The organism is Amycolatopsis oliviviridis (assembly GCF_014654365.1).
Classification (GTDB): Bacteria; Actinomycetota; Actinomycetes; order Mycobacteriales; family Pseudonocardiaceae; genus Amycolatopsis; species Amycolatopsis oliviviridis.
Genome location: NZ_BNAY01000021.1, coordinates 1 through 20,489 on the forward strand (window position 1 = coordinate 1; position 20,489 = coordinate 20,489).

A 20,489-nucleotide genomic window follows, 5' to 3' on the forward strand; every position below is an offset into this window, starting at 1 on the left:
CTGAGGCGACCTGTCCCTGCGGATCTCGAACAACACACAACCCCTGAACAACTCAGGTGTTGCAACCACCGCTAGAACCCAAGAGGAAGGGGGCCTTCATGTACCAGCGACCACCTGCCACCGCACTCAGTGGGTACCTAAGAACCCGAATCGCCACTCACGATCACCCGGCTCGCCCAAAGAGGAACTTTCGGACAGGAGACGGACGGGCCGGTCCACGGTACGGTCTGCGGCATGGGCGCTGTCGAAAGCCACCTCCGGTTTGGTCTGGACCTCTATCGGGTGCTGGCGAGCCGTGCGGAGAACGCGTGCTTCTCGCCGTACTCGATCGCGAGCGCGCTCGGCCTGGTGACGCAGGCCGCCAAGGGGAAGACCAGAGAAGAACTGATCGCGCTGCTCGGCGACCCGGACGAGCTCGCCGACCTGCTGGGCAAGGCCTCGTCGCTGCTCGACGACGGCCCCGAACTCGCGGTCGCGAACACGCTCTGGGCCTGGGACGGGCTCCCGCTCGAAGAGTCCTTTCGCGCGGAACTCGCCACGTGGCCGGGCGGCAAGGTCGAGAGCGCCCCGTTCGGCGACGATCCGGAGGGCGCGCGGCGGCTGATCAACGCCGACGTCGCCGAGGCCACCCGCGAACTGATCCCCGAACTGCTCAAGCCGGGGACGGTCGCGCCGGACACCGTCGCGGCGATCGTCAACGCGCTGTATCTCAAAACCGCCTGGCACAATCCGTTCTCGCGTGACAACACCGCGCCCGCGGACTTCCACGCGCCGTCCGGCACCCGTACGGTGCCGACGATGTGGCTCGAAAAACAGCTCGACCACACCCACGAGGACGGCTGGCAGGTCGTCCGCCTCGGTGCCGAGGGCGGGGTGGAGGCGATCATCCTGCTGCCGGACGGCGACCTCGACGACGCCGAGCTCGACGCGGGCAAGCTGGCGGGACTGCTGGAGAACACGCGGTCCAAGACACTCGCCCTGTCACTGCCGAAACTGGACCTGGACATCGACAGCCCGCTGACGGCGAAGCTGAAGGAACTCGGCGTGCGGACGATGTTCACCGCCGACGCCGATCTCACCGGGCTCGCCGACGACGACCGGCTCGAAGTGTCCGACGTTCTCCACCAGTCCGTGCTCCGCATCGACGAACAGGGCCTCGAAGGCGCCGCCGCGACGGCGGTGCTGATGCGGCTGACGTCGATCATGGTCGAGGAACCGCTCGAGGTCACCGTCGACCGCCCGTTCCTGCTGCTCGTGAGGCATGCCTCGACGGGTGTGATCTACTTTCTCGCCCGCGTTGTCGAGCCGTGAGGACGGTCAGTGAGTCTTTTCCAGGCTGAGGCAGTGGACGTGGAGGCCGACGACACTCCCACGAGACCCCGCAAGTTCGCGGCCGCCGACGCCGCCATCATGGGTGCCTTCGTGCTGTTCGCCTTCCTGCTCTACAACGGGCTTTGGCTGGACCTCGAAGAGGGTTATCTCTGGAACAGCGCGTCGGACCAGAACCTGTGGGAGTGGTTCTTCTCCGTCACCGCGGACAACGTGCTGCATCTGAGGAATCCGCTCAGTTCGCACTTCCAGAACCACCCGCTCGGCGTGAACCTGATGGCCAACACGGCCATGCTCGGCATCGGCATCCCGCTTTCGCCGATCACGCTCACCTTCGGCCCGACGCTCACCTGGGCCATCGCGCTCACCGGCGGTCTCGCCGGCACGGCGGCGGCCTGGTACTGGGTCTTCTCGCGGCATCTGGTCACGCACCGGGTCGGCGCGGCCATCGGCGGCGCGTTCGTCGGGTTCGCCCCGCCGATGATCTCGCACGGCAACGCGCATCCGAACTTCGTCGCGTGGTTCGTCCTGCCGTTCATCGCGCTGCTGATCTTCAAGATCGCCCGCGGCGAACGCCCGGTCCGCAACGGGATCTTCCTGGGGCTGCTGGCGGCGTATCAGATCTTCCTCGGCGAAGAACCGCTGCTGATCTTCGCGATGGCGTTCGCGATCTTCGCCATCGCCTATTTCGCGACGAACCACCGCGAGTTCCGGCCGATGGCGAAACCGCTCGGGATCGGTGTGGGCCTGGGTGTCCTCGTGGCGCTCGTGCTGTGCGCGTACCCGCTGTGGTGGCAGTTCTTCGGTCCGCAGAGTTATCAGGCGATCGAACACGGTCCCGTCGGGAACGACACCGCCGCCTTCACCCGGTTCGCGACGCAGTCGGTCGCCGGGCAGCCGCAGGCCGCGGCGGACGTGTCGATGAACCGCACCGAGGAGAACGCCTTCTTCGGCTGGCCGCTGATCGTGCTGATGGTGGTCATCACCGTCTGGCTGTGGCGCGAGGCGTTCGCGCGGGCGCTGGCGATCTCGATGTTCGTGATGGCCTGGCTCTCGCTCGGTGTGCAACTCGTGGTGGTGCACGAGGAAACCGGGATCCCGGGGCCGTGGAAGCTCCTGTCGGAACTGCCGTTGTTCGAATCGCTGCTGGAATCCCGGCTCGCGATGGGCTGTATCCCGCTGATCGGCGCGCTGCTGGCCTTGGCGACGGAGCGCGTCTACGCGGTCGCGTCGAAGCTGCCGGAAGTGCCGGGGGAGCGGCGATTCCCGTTGCGGCTGGTGTGGATCGGCGTCGTGATCGCGGTCCTGCTGCCGATCGCACCGACCCAGCTGATCGTGAAGGAACGGCCGCCGACGCCGAAGTTCCTCGCCGACGGCACCTGGCGGTCCTACGTCGCGCCCGGCGGGACCGTGGTGCCCGTGCCGTTGCCGAGTTCCGGCGAATCCGAGCCGTTGCACTGGCAGATCGACGCGGGTCTCGGCTATTCGATGCCGGAGGGCTACTTCGTCGGCCCGAGCGGCCCGGATGACAAACGCGGCCGTTATGGCGCCATCCAGCGGCCGACGTCGATCATCTTCGACCAGATCAAGCAGACCGGCGTGCCCGCCACGATCACCGAGTCGCAGCGGGTGCAGGCGCTGGAGGATCTGCGGTACTGGAACGCCGACGTCCTCGTGCTGATCCCGCGCGAACACCAGGACGCCTTCCGGGCCACCGTGGATCTGCTGCTGCGCAAGCCCGCCGAGTTCGTCGACGGCGTCTGGGTCTGGGACGTCCGGACCATCACCCCCTGATCTCTCGGGCATTTCGTCCTCTGAACGCGGTCCTTGCCCCGCGGAATTACCGCATTCAGAGGACGAAATGCGCAGGGGTCAGGTCCAGGGGGCGAGCGGATACCACGGCAGGATGCCGCGGAACTGGAGCATCCGCACGTTCCAGTAGAACAGCGTGAACACGCCGGTGAAGATCAGCGCGCCCGCGGTCACCGCCACGATCCGTCCTTGTTTCGCCGCGAGCCAGCGCGCCAGCCCGCCGCCGGCGACGTTGACCAGGATCAGCAGGATCGCCATCACCAGGATGTTCCCCACCGATTGCAGCGTGAACGCCGCCGCACCGTAGAGCGGGTTCCCGCTTTCCGCCGCGTCGCGGAAGATCTGCCGGAACAGCACCCACGGACGGCCGATCAGGAACGCGCCGATCAGCGCGCCCAGGAACACCGTGCGCGCTCGCGCCGAGAACGGATCGCGGACGTACCCGAGCTGCGCGAGTCCCAGGTACGTCAGCGAAACCCCGATCAGCCCGAACACCACCATCGACTGGACGTTGCGCGCGGTCAGCTCGCCCAGCGGCGCCTGATCGCCGGTGAACTGCGGCATCTTCGTGCCCACCAGGCTGACGACGACGCCGTAGAGCGCGGACACGGCGATCATCCCGGCGGCCAGCAGCCGCAGCGGGGCGAGCGTCGCGCGGAGTCGCGCCCAGCGGCTGCCATCGGAGCCCAGCATCGGTGACATGGCCCCGAAAACCGCGACGTTGCAGCCGGTGAACGTCCCCGCGAGACCGGACACGAACGCGTACACCACTCCCGTGACGACCCCGTCGATCGGCGACTGCGCGGGTTTGCCCAGCACGGCTTCGGTGACGCCGCCGCCGATCACCGTGTCGACGAACTGCGCGGACCACACGGTGGTCAGCAAGAACCCCGCGAGCGCGCTGACGAGCACCACGCGCCGCCGGTTCACCTCGGTTTCGAGTGCGGTCATCGCGCACCTGCCGGGCGGTGCACGACGAACGGTTCCGTGTTGCCGTCGATACCCCAGGTGCCACCGGAAACGCCGAGCCCGCTCCATTTCGAGCCCGCGAACGGCTCGTCGAGGGACATGGCCAGATGCTCGTTGACCCAGACCGTCCCGCATTCGAGCCGCGTCGCGACGACGGCGGCGTGCTCCTCGTCGGTGCCCCACACCGATCCGCACAGGCCGAACGTCGTGGCGTTCGCGAGCCCGACGGCTTCGTCCACTGTGGAGCATCGCACGATCGGCAGCACCGGGCCGAACTGCTCCTCGCTCACCACGCGCATGCCGTCGTGCGCCCCGGCGAGGATCGCCGGGGCGAAGAAGTACCCGGGTCCGTCGAGCCGCCCGCCGGTGACGATCCGCGCACCGCCTGCGCGGGCTTCCTCGGTGAGACCGATGACGCGGTCGTACTGCGCCCGGTTGTTCACCGGGCCGATCTGCGTTCCGGGCGTCCGCCCGTCGCCCACCACGGCCTTCGCCGCCAAGGCCGCCAGCGCCTCGACGACGCCGTCGTACGCGGACCCGACGGCGTAGATCCGTTTGACCGCCATGCAGATCTGCCCGCAGTTGGCGAAAGCGCTCCAGAACAGCCTTTCCGCGACGACGGCCGGATCGGTGCCGGGAAGGACGATCGCGGGATCGTTGCCGCCCAGCTCCAGCGTCAGGCGTTTCAGATCGGGCGCGGCCGCGGCGGCCACGCGCTTCCCGGTGGCGACGGAACCGGTGAAGTTGATCTTCCGGATCCCGGGATGCGTGACCAGCCGCTCGCCGAGGGGGTCCTGTCCGGTGAGCACGGTCAGCACGCCCGGCGGCAGCACCTCCACCAGCATCCGGCCCAGGTGCAGGGTGGTGAGCGGGGTGTGCGGCGACGGTTTGAGCACCACCGTGTTCCCCGCGGCGAACGCCGGCGCGAGTTTCGCGACGGCCAGCTGCACCGGGAAGTTCCACGGCGTGATCGCGGCGACCGGGCCCAACGGACGCCGGTGCACCTCGGTCCGGCCGAGGATCCGGGGTTCGATCCTCAGCCCGGCGAAGTACCGGAACCGTGCCGCAGCCCTGGTGAACTCGGCTTCGGCTTCCCGGAGCGGCTTGCCCTGCTCCTCGGTCAGCACAGGGGCCAGCACGGGCGCGGCCTCCTCGACGACGGCGGCGCACGACGCCAGCGCCGCGTGCCGGTCCGTGACCCGCCACGCCGGCCAGGCGTCGACGGCGGCGCGTACCGCTTTGTCGACATCGGCCGGTCCGGCGTCCGGGACGGCCGTGATCCGCTGCCCGGTCGCGGGATCCTCGACGGCGAGCATCAGTCCTCCGCGTCGAGCAGTTTGGACGGGTTCACCGAACTCGTCGTGTGGACCTCCTCCTTGGTGAGCCCGAAGGCCTCCATATGCGCGCGCAGCAGCCGCAGCGCCTCGACCGTGTTGGGGAACAGCGGTTCCCCGGCGTCGCTGGACAAGGTGACGTACTCGGTGCCGAGCGCCTGGATGGTCCGGCACATCTCGGCCGGGTCGACGCCGAGCAGCGGCGAGATCTCGTCGTAGGTGAAGTTCATGAAGATGCCTGCGGACGTGAGTTCCCGCATCTGCTCCAGCGAGAGATCGATGAAGGGGCTGAACGGATGGTCGATGACCGCCTTCGTGATGCCCAGGTCGCGGACCTGTTCGGCCATCTCCCAGAGCTCGGGGTGGGTGGCGTGCGCGAACGAGATCATCACGTCGTGGTCCGCGACCATCTTGAACACCTCGCGGTACTCGGGTTTGAGTTTCCCGTGCTCGTCGAGGGTGTACGTCCCGACGCGCAGCGCCTTGTCCCACGGCAGCGGATCGGTCCACACGCTGGGTTCCTCGCCCCACCAGCCGCTCATGCCGCCGACCTTGCTCAAGGTGTTGGCGCTGCGGAACACCGGCATCCACACCGCCGAGACGCCGTCGGCCAGCTGCTTGCGCGCCTGCTCCGGGATGGACAGGCCCATGGTGTCGGTGGTGATCCAGCCGGACCACAGCCGCGTCGGCGGCACGCCGGCCTCGTCGCACCACTTGCGCAGTTCGCCTTCGACCTCGCGGACCACACCGGCGGGACCGTCGACGTCGGTGCGGGCCCGCCAGACGATGCTCTTGAACAGCAGGCCTTTCACGCCGCTGGCGGACGCGAGTTTCGCGATCGACAGGCCGTCCTGCTGGCCTTCGTGACCGTGGCAGTGGATGTCGACCGCGCCCTCGACACCGAACACCGCGGGCGGTACGAGGACGTCGCCGCGGTAGCCCATCCGGGCCCGGTAGGAGGACAGGAACCGGTCGTGCGGGGCGTTGTTCCGCCGCCGCAGCTTCGCCTCGGCCAGGTATTCCTTCTCGTCGTCCAGTTCAGCCGCGTCGTTCATCTTCTTACCCGTCCTTCGGCGTCGTGGGTCGCGAAATACCTTTGGGCAAGCCGTTTCCGGCGCGCGTCGAGCACCATGTAGGTGCCGAGCACCAGCTGGACCACGTCGCGCCGGACCTCACCGGCGCGGTCGCGCACGCGGAGATACCGCAGCAGCCGCCGATCCGAACCGGGATCGTCCACCGGCCGCAGCACGCACGGGCCCCGGTTGGGGATCGAGCGGACGTGCGTCGTCGTGGAACTCAGGAAGTACCGCGACAGCACGGTCTTCGCGACCGCGCGCATCGTCGGCGGCACCATTCCCTTGGCGGGACAAGGACGGTTCGCGGTGACGCCGAACGGGATGTGGTTCGCCCGCGAGGCGCTCCGGTGCTCCCAGCGGTCCGGGTCGAACAGCTCCGGATCGGTGAACCCGGTCGCGTGGAAATCCGCGTAGTTGAAGCACAGCACCGAACCGGCGGGCAGCGTCGTGTGCTCGTCGACGGTGATCTCGCCCGAACTGATCCGGTGCGCGATCCCGAACAGCGGGTACCGGCGGAAGGATTCGGACAGGACGCGGTCGAGGTAGCCGTCGCCGGGTTCGGCACGCAGGCGTGCCTGCACTTCCGGATGCCGCGCGATGGCCAGCAGCAGATGGGTCATCGCCTCCGAGGTCTGCACGACGGCGGTGTTGAAGAAGGTGCCCTGCAGATACAGGACCTGTTCTTCCGGGGAAAGCCGTTGAGGCAGCGGCAACGGCCGCTCGCGCAGTTTCTCCGTCAGATACCGGGTGAGTGCCGTCCTCCGGTTCATATGCCGCAGCCCCAGGCATTTCAGCGCGGTGACGACGTCGGTCGCGTTGGCCACGATCAGGTCCCGCGCCACCCGCGGACACGGTTCGCCGAACACGAGCTCGTAGTAGAACTCCGCCCAGATCGGCATCATCTCGTCGCGTAGGCGGACCAGCCGGACGCGCTCCGGTTTCTCGCCGAGCACCCGTTCCGCCGCCCGCGTGGCGCGTTCGGCGCTCTCGGCGTGCGGCCGCGCGAGGATGCGCCGGGTGGTGCGGGCGACCTCGTCGTAGCGTTCGCCGGGTTCGAGATGTTCTTGGTGGACTTGGGGTCCCGGGGCCAGCCAGTACCAGAAGAGGTCGGACAGGGCGGCGCCCTCGCTGCGGCCGTCGGCGTTCGGATGCGCGTAGACGTCGCGGAAATGCTCGATCCCGACGGTTTCGCCGGGGATCGGCACCGCCTCCTGGCCGTTGACCTTGGCGAAGACCCAGTTGCGGAGCGCGGTCAGCGCCATGACACCTCCTCCACCAGATCGCGGCGGACGGCGGCCGGGTCGGCGTACCCGCACAAGGTCAGCGCGTTGACGATCTCCCGGCGCAGCAGGTCCAGCACCTTCGTGACACCGGCTTCCCCGTCGTAGGCGAGACCCCAGACGACCGGGCGGCCGATCGCCACCGCCCGCGCGCCGAGGGCGAGTGCCTTGACGACGTCGGTGCCGCGGCGGACACCGCCGTCGAGCAGGACCGGGACGCGCCCTTCGACGGCGTCGGCGATCCGGGGGAGCAGCCGGATCGACGGCGGGGTGGTGTCGAGCTGCCGCCCGCCGTGGTTGGACACGATCACGCCGGCGGCTCCGTGGTCGGCGGCGAGCCGGGCGTCGTCGGGATGGAGCACGCCTTTGAGCAGGATCGGCAGCGACGTCGTCTCGCGCAGCCATTCGAGGTGCCGCCACGAGATCTCGGGCGAGAGCACGACGTTGCGGACCTCGCCCGCCTGTTCGGCCAGGTTCGGGCACTTCATCCCGGGCGGGAGGTCGTGGAAGTCGTTGCGGTCGTTGCGTTCGTGCCTGCCGAGCGCGGGGGAGTCGGCGGTGACCACCAGCGCGCGGCAGCCCGCCGCCTCCGCCCGCCGGACGATCGCCTCGGTGAAACCCAGGTCGGGCTGCAGGTAGAGCTGGAACCAGATCGGCGGTTCGTGCTCCGAGGACACCTTGCGGGCTTCGGCGGCGATGTCCTCGATGGAGACCGTCGAGAGCATCGCCGAGATCAGGATCGTGCCCGCGGCGGCCGCGGCACGGGCGGTGGCGCGTTCGCCCTCGGGATGCGCGAGCTCGTGGAACGCCGTCGGCGCCAGCAGGACCGGCATCGACGCGCGTTCGCCCAGGACGGTCACTTCCGGCGACGGCTCACCCGCGCCGGTCAGGACCCGGGGGACGAGCGCCAGGCGTTCGAACGCGGATTCGTTGCCCCGGACGGTGACCTCGTCCTGAGCGCCGCCGGCGAAGTAGTCGTCGCGGACCTTGTCGAGCACGGCACGGGCGGCCTGCTCGACCTCGCGGAGATTGACCGGCCTGGTCACCGGACGGCCACCGTTTCGCGGACCGGGGCGCGGTACTCGGCCTCGCCCGTCCAGTCGTTGGCGACGTCCTCGGGCAGATGCCGTGTCTCGACGAGCTCGCCGTCGCGGTACCGGCGCAGCACGGGATGCATGTAGAGCGACTCGGTCGCGGGGTCGTCCTCCCAGGCCCGTCCGGCGGTGACGTCGAAGGGGTCGATCTCGGGATAGCCCGAGCCGTATTCCAGGGTGACCGTGACGAAATGCGCGCCGGGCCGTTCCGCGAGGGCGAGCCCGACCGGCATCTCCTCCAGCAGCCGGGACGTGCCGTCGTCGTTCAGCACCAGCACGTCGGCGAGGAAGCCGAACTGGTTCCACAGCCCCGAACTGCGGTTCACCCGCGCCAGGATCGCGCCCGCCACGACGTCCGGATCGGCGGGCAGGTCCTCGCCCGGCCACTCGGCACCCTCGTAACGCTGTTCGAGCACGTGGTGCAGCGCGCGGACGCCGTAGCGGAACCCGTGCAGGACGCTGCTGGTGAACTTGCGGCGGTCGAGGACCTGGGTCAGCGTGCCCGCGAAGTACAGGCCGGGCACGGTCGCCGATTCCCAGGCCGGGGTCAGTTCGGCGAACCGGTCGTTCACCGTCAGCCGCGGTCTCACCCGGTCGGTGAAGATCCCGGTGTCCATCCGGAAGCCGGTGCAGGTGACGACCCGGTCGTAGACCAGCGTCACGGTCTTCGGCCTGCGGGAATAACGGAGGGTCACGTGGTATTCCGCGTCGCGGAGCTCGATCTTTTCGACGGTGGCGTCGAGGACCAGGTTCTGCGATTTCAACTGGTAGGTGTCGAGGAAGTTGTTGTTCACCGCGCGCAGATCGCCTGAGAAATGCGTGCGCCAGGCGAACCTGAGCGACTCGGGGCCGAGAACGTGGATCAACGCCGCGTTCGCGACGAGATTGTCGGCGGTTTCGAACGCCGAGTTCCCCTTGCCGAGGATCAGCACTCGTTGATCGGTGAAATCCCGGGGATCGACCGAAACCTCGTTGTACGATTCCGTCGTTTCGATTCCGGGGATGGCGGGGATGAACGGGCGGGCGAGCCCGGTCGCGACGATGATCCGTTTCGCCGAGTAGGTCCGGCCGAGGTCGGTGGCGACCCGGAATTCGGTGTCCCGGTCGATCGAGGTCACCCTTGTCCCGTATTCGACCTGGACGCCCGTTTTCGCCGCGTAGTCGGCGAAGTAGTCGACCAGCAGGTCCGCCGGTGGGAAGTACTCCTCGGTGTACCGGGTGAACCGCAGGTCCGGATCATCGGACAGCAGCGAATTCCAGTCCATCCGGAGATTCAGTTCGGGATCGGTCCAGCCGGTGTGCGGTTTGTTGATCGAGATCAGTTTCCGGTGCCGCGGAAATGTGCGGAAGTACGAGCCCGGTGCGTCTTCCGCTTCCAGCACGACATGATCTCTTCCGGCCCGCTGGAGGAAATGTCCGAGTTGCAGGCCCGCCGGGCCCGCGCCGATGACGAGGTAGTCCATGTGTTTCCTCCGGTGGGGAGAGAGCGGAGGGATCGCCGAATAAACCGGTGTGGTGGCACCGGTTCTTCGAGGGGGTTGCTGATCGTCAGCGTACCTTCGATGATCGAATGGGGGTTCCGGCGAAAAGGCTAATCGTCACCTACCCGGGCGGGCGATGACCAAAGTAGGTTCGACAGCATACCGACAGTAAGTTCCGCATTTCGTCCCGTTCCCCGGGAATCGGATTGGGCCGATCCATCTATTCCCGATCTCGCTCCGTGATCGGAAAGGCCTGTGGCTCACGTCACCGGGGAGCGGCTGTCACGTCCGCGTCCGCCGTCTCGTCCACCTGGTGATCGCAACCCCGTACGAGGAGGACACCATGCCGCGCGTTCCCGCCGTCAAGACCGCCGAAGCCGGCTTCCTGCTGAAGCTCATCTACAAGTTCGCCGGGAAGCGCTTCGGTGCCGTACCCGAGCCGATGGCCGTCTACGCGCACCACCCGGCGCTGCTGCGGGCGAACGGCGTGCACGAGATGCTGGCGGAGAAGGCCAGCAAGACGCTGCCGTCGAACGTGCGCGAGCTGGCCGTGTACCGCGTCGCGACCCAGCTCGGCTGCTCGTGGTGCATCGATTTCGGGACCATGCTGCAACTGCACGAGGGGCTCGACATCGAACGGCTTAAGAACATCGACGACTACGCGAAGTCGCCCGCCTTCACCGCGCAGGAACGGCTCGCGCTCGCGTATGCCGACGCGATGACCGCGAGCCCGGTGACCGTCACCGACGACCAGGTCGCGGAGCTGGAACGCGAGTTCGGCCGCAAGGGCGTCATCGAGCTGACCTACCAGATCGGGCTCGAGAACATGCGTGCCCGGATGAACAGCGCGCTCGACATCACCGCCCAGGGCTTCACCTCGGGCGACGCCTGCAAGATCCCGCTTCCCTGACCTCGTGTTCCGACCTCCCGCGTTTAGTCCTCTGAATGCGCTCAGAGCGCATTCAGAGGACTAAACGCGGTCAGGAACCGACGCGGGTCCGCGCGGTGGTGAGCTTGTCCGGATTCGCCACGTCGTAGATCTCCACGATCTTCCCGTCGCGGATGACGAAGGCGTTGACGTGCTCGTCGAGCGCCCGGTACCGCTCCGAAGCGGCCTGCGGCGGGATGTAGACACCGAGGTCGCCGTTGACCAGCGCGAGCCTCGCCTGCCCGATCCCGGCCGGGTCGTACAGCCGCATGAGCCCCTGGAACAGCCGGGTGACCTTGTCGAACCCGGCGACCGTGTGCACCGCCGTGCGCGCCTTGCCGCCGCCGTCGCCGACGAGGACGACGTCCGGATGCAGCACCTCGGCCACCGCCTGGATGTCGCCGGTGAGCATCGCGGTCATGAACTTCTCGATGATCTGCTGCTGTTCGGCGAGCGCGGTCCGGGGCGGCGGATCGGCGTCGGCGACCGCGCGGCGACCGCGGGAACCGTGCTGGCGCGCGGCCTCGACGGTGCAGCCCAGGATCTCGGCGATCTCGCCGAACGGCACTGAAAACGCGTCGTGCAGGACGAACGCGACGCGCTGCTCGGCGGTCAGCCGGTCGAGGACCACCATCGCCGCCATCCGCATCCCGTCGTCGCGGACGGCGATGGTCAGCGGGTCCTCCGACGCCGGTGTGCCCAGCGGGCCGAGCACCGGCTCGGGCAGCCATTCGCCGACGTACCGCTCGCGGCGCACGACCGCCGAGCGCAACCGGTCGAGGCAGATCCGGCTGACGACGGTGGTCAGCCAGCCCTTGTGGTCCTCGATGGCCGAGCGGCGCCGCTCGTCGAGGCCGCTCAGCCGCAGCCACGACTCCTGGACCGCGTCCTCGGCGTCGGACAGCGTGCCGGTGAGCCGGTACGCGACCGACACGAGATGGGGGCGCAACGCGGCGAAGTTCCCGGCGAGTTCGTCCAGGGCGGTACTCATTCCCCGAGTGTGCCGCACAGCGCTCCGCGAGCACGGCCTAGAGTGATGAGCGTGGCAGGACGGATTCGGGAGAGCGACATCGCGGAGGTGCGCGAGCGCAACCGGATCGACGAGGTCATCGGTGATTACGTGGCGCTGCGCAGCGCCGGCGGCGGCAGCCTGAAGGGGCTTTGCCCGTTCCACAACGAGAAGACCCCGTCGTTCAATGTGCGCCCCACCCACGGCACCTTCCACTGCTTCGGCTGTGGTGAGGGCGGTGACGTGATCAAGTTCATCCAGAAGATGGACCTGATCTCGTTCGTGGAGGCCGTGGAGCGGCTCGCGGACCGCGCGGGTTTCCGGCTGACCTACGAAGGCGGCGGCGGAAGCGTCCAGCGCGATCGCGGCACCCGCGCCCGGTTGATCGAAGCGCACCGCGCGGCCCAGGAGTTCTACGCCGAGCAGCTGCTCACCCCGGACGCGCGCGCGGCGCGGGACTTCCTGTCCGAACGGGGTTTCGACGCCGCCGCCGCGCAGACGTTCGGCTGCGGGTACGCCCCGGCGGGCTGGGACAAGCTCACCAAACATCTGCTCAACCGCGGGTTCGAGGTCAAGGAACTGCTCACGGCCGGACTGGCCAAGGAAGGGCAGCGCGGGCCGATGGACCGGTTCAACCGGCGCCTGCTCTGGCCCATCCGCGACGTCGGCAACGAGGTCGTCGGGTTCGGCGCGCGACGCCTGTACGACGACGACCGCGTCTCGGCGAAGTACCTGAACACCGCGGAATCGCCGATCTACAAGAAGTCGCAGGTGATGTTCGGCCTCGACCTGGCCAAACGCGAGATCGCGAAGCGGCACCAGGTCGTCGTGGTCGAGGGCTACACCGACGTGATGGCGATGCACGCCGCCGGGGTCCCGACGGCCGTCGCGTCGTCGGGGACGGCGTTCGGCGAGGACCACATGAAGGTCCTCCGGCGGCTGATGATGGACGACGACGCCTTCCGCGGCGAAGTGATCTTCACCTTCGACGGTGACGAAGCCGGTCAGAAGGCGGCGTTGAAGGCCTTCGAGGGCGACCAGACCTTCGCCGGGCAGACCTACATCGCGGTCGCCCCCGACGGCATGGACCCCTGCGAACTGCGGCTCGCCAAGGGCGACACCGCGGTGCGCGACCTGGTCGCGCGGCGGATCCCGCTGTTCGAGTTCGCGATCAAGAGCATGCTGAAGGCCTTCGACCTCGACTCCGTCGACGGTCAGGTCGCGGCGCTGCAGAAGACCGTGCCGATGGTCGCCGGGATCAAGGACCGCGCCAGCCGTGACGGCTACGCGTCGAAACTCGCCTGGTGGGTCGGCTGGCAGGACGCGGCGCAGGTGGTGAACCGGGTCCGCGGCAGCGCGGGGGCCGCGGCGAAGCGCACCGCCACCGTCGAGACCCGGCGGCCCGCTCCGGCGGCCACCGCGACCGCCGAGGAGGACCTGCCGAGGCCCGCGCCCGGCGATCCGCGGTTCATCGCGCAGCGTGAGGCGCTCAAAGCGGCGCTGCAGCAGCCGATGCTCGCCGGGGCGGAATACGACGCGCTCCCCGAGGACGCGTTCACCCATCCGGTTTACATCGCCATCCACAAGGCGTTGCTGTCCGCCGGGGGAGCGGGCTCCGGGCTGACCGGGCCCGCCCTGCTCGACGCGGCCGCCCCGCACTGTCCGCAGGGGACGGTGCGGCGGGTGCTCAGCGAGCTTTCGGTGGAACCATTGCGCGCCAAGGGCGAGGTCGACTCGCGCTACATCTCCGCGCAGCTCGCGGCGGTGCAGGAAAGCCTGGTCGGCCGCCAGATCAACGAGATCAAGTCGAAGCTCCAGCGGCTTTCCCCGGTCGAGGCGCCGGACGACTACCGCGCGCTGTTCGGCGACCTCGTCGCGCTGGAGCAGTACCGGAAGGCGCTGAAGGAACAGGCCATCGGCGGATTGGACTGAGCATGGGCTGGCTGCGTCACCTGCTGGGTGACCGTGTCCCGGCGGATTTCGACGGCACGCTGGACGACGGCGAACACGTCGTCGGGAGCGCGGCGGTCGAGGGCGGCGGATATCTGCTGGTCACACCGCTGGGACTGTGGATCCCGGGACCGCGTCGCGTCGGCTGGCATCTGGTCGGCAAGGCCGCGTGGGCCGACGGCGTGCTCACCCTGACCGAGTCCGAAGAGGCCGGGACCGCGGGCAAGGCCGTGCTGCTGGCCGACAGGACGCCGGTCCGGTTCAAGCTTCCCCGGCCGGGCAAGGTCCCGATCCTGCTGCGGCAGCGGGTCGACGGCTCGGTCCGGGGACGGCACCGCAAGGACCTCGAAACCGGGGGAGCGTGGTTCGTCGAGCGCAAGGTGCCCGGTCAGGACGGCACGGTGCTGCAGGTACGGCCCGATCCGGGCACCGACGTCGACGTGATCAAGGCGATCGCCGAGGAAGCCGCGGAGAAGGTGGCCAAGCCGCACGGCTAGCAGTACGCTCGTACTGTATCGCTGGGAGGCGCCATGTGGGATCCGGTCAAGTACCTCGACTACGCCGACCTGCGGGCCCGGCCGTTCTACGACCTCACCGGGCGGATAGCGGCCGAGAAGCCCCGCCGGGTCGTCGACCTCGGCTGCGGTCCCGGAAACCTGACCGCCGAGCTGGCGGAACGCTGGCCGGACGCGATCATCGAGGCCGGTGACAGTTCACCCGAAATGGTCGAGGCCGCCCGCTCGCGCGGTGTCGACGCGCGAGTGCTCGACGTCAACGACTGGGTGCCCGCACCGGACACCGACGTCGTCATCTCGAACGCCGTGCTCCAGTGGGTCCCGGAACACCGCGTCCTGCTTCGCCGCTGGGTGGACCTCCTGCCGTCCGGGGCGACGCTCGCGTTCCAGGTCCCCGGCAACTTCGACGCGCCGTCGCACGCCCTGGTCCGTGCCCTCGCGCGCACCAAGGAATGGGCCGCGCGCCTCGTCGACGTCGTCCTGCGGGAGAACGAGGCCGTCGACAGCCCGCTCGGCTACGGGAACCTGCTCGCCGACGCAGGATGCGTGGTCGACGCCTGGGAGACGACGTATCTGCAGCGGCTGGCCGGGGAGGACGCCGTGCTCGAATGGATCACCGGCACCTCGCTGAGGCCGGTCAAGGAAGCCCTCCCCGGAGCCGATTGGGACCACTTCCGCGCGCAGATCGCCCGTGAGCTGGACAAGGCCTACCCACCGCGCCCCGACGGCACCACCTGGTTCGAGTTCCGGCGCGTGTTCGTGGTCGCCGTCGTGGGCTGAAGGGTTCAACGGGTGCAACGAAGGGGCCCTTCACCGCGTTGTACGCGGTGAAGGGCCCCTTCGGCTCGTCTTTGAGCGGGGTCAGCGCTGAGGCCGCCCGAACCTCTCACCGACCTTGGCGCGAGCGACCCCGGCGGCGCCCTGCACCATGGGGTGGTCAGCGACCTTGCGGTACGTCCGCACGATCTGCTCGTACCGTCCCCGGCCGGCCTTCGCGCCCAATACGTAGCCCGCGGCCGCACCCAGCAGGAACATCTTCATCCGAGTCCACGCCTCCCGTTCGATCTTGCTCCGGCTGTCATTGTCCCTCAAAACGCGAGCTTGACGAGGTGACACCGAAACCGGGGGGTGGGTGCGCGGCCGCCGGAGGGCATGGGCTAAAGTTCTCTCATCGGTCGGAGCGATCCGGCTGGTGCGGAGCACAATCCCCTGTAGCTCAACTGGCAGAGCATTCGGCTGTTAACCGGAGGGTTCTTGGTTCGAGTCCAAGCGGGGGAGCTCAAGCCCAGGCCTGATGGCCTGGGCTTCTTCGTGTCTGGGGTACTAGGGGCGATTTAGTGTAGATTTTGACGATCGTCCAAGGCCTGCGCCACGGTGTCGACCGTGCGTGTGCAGGATGTCTACGGCGTGTCAAACCAGCGACGTAGTAGTTCTGAAACCCTTGACCGATTGCTGGCTGCGGTCTGCCTGCTTAAGTGAACCGGCTACACCGTCTTTGGACACGGACAGCCAGCACCTAAGTGAGGGAATGTCTTCGGGCTGAGGCACTGCGCTCCCGCAACTGTGCTTATTCAGCCTCCGGCGCCCGCTGCTCGTCCGGATGCGGGACGAGGCCGGCGACGTAGAGTGCCGCCTGGACCAGCAGCGCGGCGGTTGGCGCGGAAACCTCGTCGACGAACCCATGTGCCAGTTCGTTCCGTAGGTTCGTTCCCGTCGGGCCTGCTAGCAGCGTGGAGAGGTACCTGCTCCAGGACTCATCGAGGCCGTGCTTGCCGAGCGTCGAGAGCAGGGTCCCGAGGCCGACGTACTTTCCCGGGGTGTTCTTCCGCTGGGTCAAGTAGACCGGTTCGTCAATAGCCCTGGCGAGGGTGCGAAGCATCGTCTCGATCTTCGGTGTGAGGAGGTAGGCGCAGGCCTCGTAGTCTTGGCGCCAGTACCTGGTCAACGCGTCCGCCAACACGCGGGGCATGTCCGGAGGCAGGTAGGTCCGTTCCGCGAAGAACTCCTCGACTTCTCCGCGGATCGGGTGGTGGACGACCCCGATCTCGTGCAACGCCCAGGCGAACAGCGGCGCGCGCAGCTGCATCCTGAAGATTTCTGCATCGGACAGGCGCTGCTCTTCTTGGTCGTCTTCGTTCTGTGGCTTCCACCGAGGAAGCCCGTCGCCGCCGATCTTCGAGTGCGGAATCATCGAGTACAGCGGGGCGTCCTTCTTGAGGGTCTCCACCTGAGCGCGGTTCTCGTCGATCCGGCCGGTTGGCGGTGTTCCCTGCTCGCCGTTCGAGAAGCGCGCGAGACATACGCGCCAGTCAACCTCCTGCGTGAAGTAGCTGATCCACTCCCTGCGCACCTTGTCGGAAATCTCGACGGGGACACTGAAAGTCTGCATATCCAGGTCTTCGATGCCGATCGACTGCAGAGCGGTGGTGGCCGCGGCGAGCAGCTCGGTTTGCCCGTGGTCCCTGGCGTAGTCGACCGCTTTGGTGAGATGGTCCTGCTTCCGAAGCCCGGTCGACGCCTCCGCGGACCTGATCCAGATCTCGACGATTTCACGGTCGATCCGTTCCAGTGCGGTCTTTTCGCCCTTTGCGAGGCTTCGCTGCAACATGGCCGCGTCGACCTCGATGTCGGGGACGCTGGCGTAGCGTGCTCGCGCAGCCGCCAGCAGATCGTCGACACCCGCCGGCAGGCTCTTCTCCTCCACGAGACGACCGATCAGACGCAGCGACACACCAGGCTGCCATTCAGCACCGTCGAGGCACTCACGGACATTGGCGATGATCTGCTTCACCACCTCGTCGGCAAGGTCGTTGCGGTTCATCTGCCGGGCGATGTCGAGCGCGCGGGTCAGAGCGCGTGCGCGGAACAGCGAATCCCCGCTTCCAGCGCCCAGCTCCACGTATCCCCGGCATGCCTGCTCAGCGTGCCCGTGCTTGGGATTCCTGCCAAGTACAAAGAGAAGATCGTGCAGGCGCGTGCGAACCGGCCACGACCTGGTGACACCTACCACATTCGCCCACAGGTCCGCGACGCCTGTCGGTATCTCCGTCAGGGGCTTCAGGTGCGCGGCGTGGAACACGGGGTTGCTGTTCTCGTCGACGCGGTCCTGCAGGCGGTAGTCGAAAGCAACCGCGATGGCGTCGACGTCCGCGGCTTCTCGCTCGCCCGCAAGCGTAGACGAAACTTCGTACCAACCATGCGTCGCGTCCGCGGCAGCGGCGTCCGTAAGCGCGGCGAGTTCCGCGATTCTCGCCGGGGAAAGATCGAATTCCGGTCCTTCCTCTATCGTGCTGGCCATCGGCGGATGCTACTCCTCGTGGGCCTGATACATCGCGGCATTATCCGGTCCCACATCGGCTTTCTGGCGCTTGAGTCAGGTCTCCTGACTCTCGTTGTCCTTCCTGCATGACTGCATTCGCGTCGTGCTCACCGCGATGTGGCTCGTCGCGAGCGACGTCTGGCCCCCTCACTGCCAGTCAGGTTCGGCCAAGGCGCTGACCTGCGGTGATCGAGAACCCGCTGGTCGGCTGGCGCAGTTGTGCTCTGTTTGATGCGGTCCGGTGTCGTTGGGCGCTGTTGTAACCGACGGCGTGCTCCAGGATTGCTCCAGGAAAATTGGTGTGAGAGTCGAACTGTTGTGGTCGCGGCCAGTGACGTTGCCACCGCGCTTGTTGACTATCGCGCGAAAGAGAACCGCGGGATTTCAGCACTAGTAGTGCGACGGTGGCCAACGGCCTCCGGCGAGGTCCGCGCCACGTTCGAAACGCCGAGCGTCACGGGCGTGGCGCTCGGGACTCGCTCATCGTTCGAGGTGAGGAACATTCACCCGTCCGGCATGCCACGTTCTGATGAGGGGTGCGAGCCGCTAGCGCTTCGGAAGCCGGTTCAGCACGGAGCCGGCGACGGTGCGTACCCGCTCGCAAGCCCGTTCACCGCTGTAGCCCTGCAGCCACACGGAAATGTACTCGGCGTCACCGTCCGGGAGGGTGCGGTGCGGCCAGGAGAGCTGACAGGTGGACTCGGAGTCACCGGTTACGTAACCGGTGACTCCGTTGCCGAGTTCGACGGGGGCTCCGTTGTCGTCGTCGATGTACAGGCTCCGCTGGACTCTCACGTCGAGTTGTTCGTCTTCTCGCTGCCATCGGCAGTTCCGCAGGCCGGCGGTGACCGCCCGGACGTCGGTCATGGTTTGGGTGACTACGGTGGGGTCGGGGAGGGCGCAAGGGTCGAGGGGGAGTACCCCGGCCGCGTCGTCCTGACGATCGATTTCGTGGGTGCGCAGGCGGGCGAGCACGATGGTGAGCGCGCTGTCCGCGACCGCGCATTTGTCGCCCACGCTCGTGTCGTTGTAGAGCATCACGTAAAGCTGTGGCGCGTCGGTGACCGGAATCAGCGAGTGGCAGCCCCCGCTGAAGGAGGCGCGTAACAGCGGTAGTCCTTCGGCGGTACGGTTCGTCGTGCCGATGCCGCCGTTGACCACGGGTTCCCCGAGCCGGAGATCGATATAGAAGCCGTTGGGCCCCTTGTAGGTACACCTGTCCGGTGACATCGGGTTCGAGTCCGGCTCCAGCGAGCCGAGCTCCTCGGAGTACCGGCCGTCGAGCACCGTGCACGCGTCGACGCGGCGGAGCCGGTCCAGGGTCAGCGCCTCCGCTACCGGCATGGCCGCGGTGCCAGGATCCCGTGGTGAGGTGATCGCCTGGATGACGAAGATCAGGGTGCCGATCAGGGCCGCGACCGCCACCAGTGCCACGGTGATCGGCAATCCCGGTCGGCTTTTCCTTACCGGCAAGGGTTTCGGGGGTGCCTGCCACGCGGGGATCGGTAACGAGAGCAACGAACGTACTTCGGCTTCTTGATGCCGGATGCGGGCGTGCACGGCCTCGGGCCAGGGTGCGGTGTCCGGCGGAACAGGACCGAGGAAGTCCAGTAGCTGTCCGGGGGTGGGTCGCCGGGCCGGATCCTTGGCAAGGCACGGTTCGGCGATTCGCCGGATTTCTATTGGTACGGCGGAAAGATCGGGTTCGGTGTGGACCACGTCGTAGAGTGTCTGTGGTGCCGACGCGCCGCTGAAGGGACCACGTCCGGTGGACGCCATGACCAGGATGGAACCGAGGGAGAACATGTCGGTGGCCGGGGTGATCCGGCCGCCTCCGGCTTGTTCGGGCGACATGAACGCCGGTGAGCCGATGATGGCACCCGTGTGGGTGAGGTTTTGCGCTTCTTCGGCGGCACGGGCGATGCCGAAGTCGATGACGCGGAGCCCGTCGCCGGAGAGGATGACGTTGCTGGGCTTGAGATCGCGATGGATCAGACCGGCACGGTGAATGTCCGTGAGTGCGGTGGCGAGTCCGGAGGCGAGTCGGCGAACGGCTTCCACGGGGAGCGGCCCGGTCGCGTCCACGGCCGTGCGCAGATCGGGTCCGGCGACGAAAATCGACGCGAGCCAAGGGGATTCGGCTTCGTGGTCGGCGTCCGTGACGGCGGCGGTGTAGGCGCCGGAGACCAGGCGTGAGGCGGCGATCTCACGGCGGAAACGTTCCCGGAAGCCGGGGTCGTGGGCGAATTCGGCATGGATCTGTTTGACGGCCACGAGCCGGCCGTCGGGGGCGAGTCCGAGTACGACCCTGCCCATTCCCCCTTCGCCGAGTTCGGCGATGATCCGGTGGGGGCCGACCTGCCGGGATTCACCGGTACGTAGCGGTTTCACAG

16 protein-coding genes and 1 tRNA gene are annotated in these 20,489 nt (G+C 67.9%); 7 read left to right on the top strand and 10 right to left on the bottom strand.

The genetic code is table 11. The annotated features are described in order from the left end of the window. Window positions 1–234 precede the first annotated feature (234 nt). Together IE302_RS42310 and IE302_RS42315 are read left to right on the top strand one after the other, a co-directional pair. On the top strand, window positions 235–1,311 hold the full coding sequence (locus IE302_RS42310) for a serpin family protein (protein ID WP_191260108.1): 1,077 nt from the start codon (window positions 235–237) through the stop codon (window positions 1,309–1,311). Window positions 1,312–1,320: 9 nt separating this feature from the next. Next, window positions 1,321–3,123: a glycosyl transferase gene (locus IE302_RS42315; protein ID WP_191260109.1), complete on the top strand. Its 1,803-nt coding sequence runs from the start codon at window positions 1,321–1,323 to the stop codon at window positions 3,121–3,123. Between the two features lie 78 nt (window positions 3,124–3,201). Here the strand turns inward: IE302_RS42315 and IE302_RS42320 are convergent, their stop codons facing one another. From IE302_RS42320 to IE302_RS42345, 6 genes are read right to left on the bottom strand one after another with little or no spacing between them, the layout of a single operon-like run. After that, window positions 3,202–4,092 carry a hypothetical protein gene (locus tag IE302_RS42320; RefSeq protein ID WP_191260110.1) on the bottom strand — a complete coding sequence of 297 codons (891 nt, stop codon included), beginning with the start codon at window positions 4,090–4,092 and terminating at the stop codon, window positions 3,202–3,204. Beyond that, entirely contained in the window at window positions 4,089–5,426 is a 1,338-nt protein-coding gene (locus tag IE302_RS42325) for an aldehyde dehydrogenase family protein (protein WP_191260111.1), read from the bottom strand. The genes IE302_RS42320 and IE302_RS42325 overlap by 4 nt, the downstream gene beginning before the upstream one ends. Then, window positions 5,426–6,499 (bottom strand): DUF6282 family protein, encoded by a 1,074-nt coding sequence (locus IE302_RS42330; protein WP_191260112.1) that lies wholly within the window; start codon window positions 6,497–6,499, stop codon window positions 5,426–5,428. Before IE302_RS42330 ends, IE302_RS42325 begins: the two co-directional genes overlap by 1 nt. Continuing rightward, on the bottom strand, window positions 6,496–7,782 hold the full coding sequence (locus IE302_RS42335) for a cytochrome P450 (protein WP_191260113.1): 1,287 nt from the start codon (window positions 7,780–7,782) through the stop codon (window positions 6,496–6,498). Before IE302_RS42335 ends, IE302_RS42330 begins: the two co-directional genes overlap by 4 nt. Next, the gene (locus tag IE302_RS42340) at window positions 7,773–8,846 is read right to left on the bottom strand and encodes an alpha-hydroxy acid oxidase (protein WP_229908360.1); all 1,074 of its coding nucleotides are present in this window, start codon (window positions 8,844–8,846) and stop codon (window positions 7,773–7,775) included. The genes IE302_RS42335 and IE302_RS42340 overlap by 10 nt, the downstream gene beginning before the upstream one ends. Then, window positions 8,843–10,357, bottom strand: coding sequence for an NAD(P)-binding domain-containing protein (locus IE302_RS42345; protein WP_191260114.1), 1,515 nt, complete (start codon window positions 10,355–10,357; stop codon window positions 8,843–8,845). Before IE302_RS42345 ends, IE302_RS42340 begins: the two co-directional genes overlap by 4 nt. A gap of 361 nt (window positions 10,358–10,718) precedes the next feature. On the opposite strand from IE302_RS42345, the gene IE302_RS42350 reads away from it, so the two are divergent. Continuing rightward, window positions 10,719–11,285, top strand: a complete 567-nt coding sequence (locus IE302_RS42350; protein ID WP_191260128.1) for a carboxymuconolactone decarboxylase family protein — start codon at window positions 10,719–10,721, stop codon at window positions 11,283–11,285. A 70-nt stretch (window positions 11,286–11,355) separates the two neighbouring features. On the opposite strand, the gene IE302_RS42355 is transcribed toward IE302_RS42350, so the two are convergent. Next, a complete protein-coding gene (locus IE302_RS42355; RefSeq protein ID WP_191260115.1) occupies window positions 11,356–12,294 on the bottom strand; it encodes a sigma-70 family RNA polymerase sigma factor in 939 nt (312 codons plus the stop codon). 51 nt (window positions 12,295–12,345) lie between these two features. Here IE302_RS42355 and dnaG point away from each other — a divergent pair, with 51 nt between their 5' ends. Genes dnaG through IE302_RS42370 form a run of 3 tightly spaced genes read left to right on the top strand, consistent with a single transcriptional unit; the run spans window position 12,346 to window position 15,557 of the window. Continuing rightward, complete coding sequence (gene dnaG, locus IE302_RS42360) at window positions 12,346–14,244, top strand: DNA primase (RefSeq protein ID WP_505606747.1); 1,899 nt, start codon at window positions 12,346–12,348, stop codon at window positions 14,242–14,244. A 2-nt stretch (window positions 14,245–14,246) separates the two neighbouring features. After that, a complete protein-coding gene (locus IE302_RS42365; protein ID WP_191260117.1) occupies window positions 14,247–14,759 on the top strand; it encodes a hypothetical protein in 513 nt (170 codons plus the stop codon). A 33-nt stretch (window positions 14,760–14,792) separates the two neighbouring features. Then, window positions 14,793–15,557, top strand: coding sequence for a trans-aconitate 2-methyltransferase (locus IE302_RS42370; protein WP_191260118.1), 765 nt, complete (start codon window positions 14,793–14,795; stop codon window positions 15,555–15,557). Window positions 15,558–15,638: 81 nt separating this feature from the next. Here the strand turns inward: IE302_RS42370 and IE302_RS42375 are convergent, their stop codons facing one another. Then, window positions 15,639–15,869, bottom strand: a complete 231-nt coding sequence (locus IE302_RS42375) for a hypothetical protein (RefSeq protein WP_228688334.1) — start codon at window positions 15,867–15,869, stop codon at window positions 15,639–15,641. A gap of 113 nt (window positions 15,870–15,982) precedes the next feature. Between IE302_RS42375 and IE302_RS42380 the strand changes: the two genes are divergently transcribed. Next, a tRNA-Asn gene (locus IE302_RS42380) sits at window positions 15,983–16,055 on the top strand. A gap of 289 nt (window positions 16,056–16,344) precedes the next feature. On the opposite strand, the gene IE302_RS42385 is transcribed toward IE302_RS42380, so the two are convergent. Together IE302_RS42385 and IE302_RS42390 are read right to left on the bottom strand one after the other, a co-directional pair. After that, complete coding sequence (locus tag IE302_RS42385; RefSeq protein WP_191260119.1) at window positions 16,345–18,075, bottom strand: DUF4209 domain-containing protein; 1,731 nt, start codon at window positions 18,073–18,075, stop codon at window positions 16,345–16,347. A 567-nt stretch (window positions 18,076–18,642) separates the two neighbouring features. Beyond that, window positions 18,643–20,487 (bottom strand): serine/threonine-protein kinase, encoded by a 1,845-nt coding sequence (locus IE302_RS42390; RefSeq protein WP_191260120.1) that lies wholly within the window; start codon window positions 20,485–20,487, stop codon window positions 18,643–18,645. Window positions 20,488–20,489: the final 2 nt, after the last annotated feature.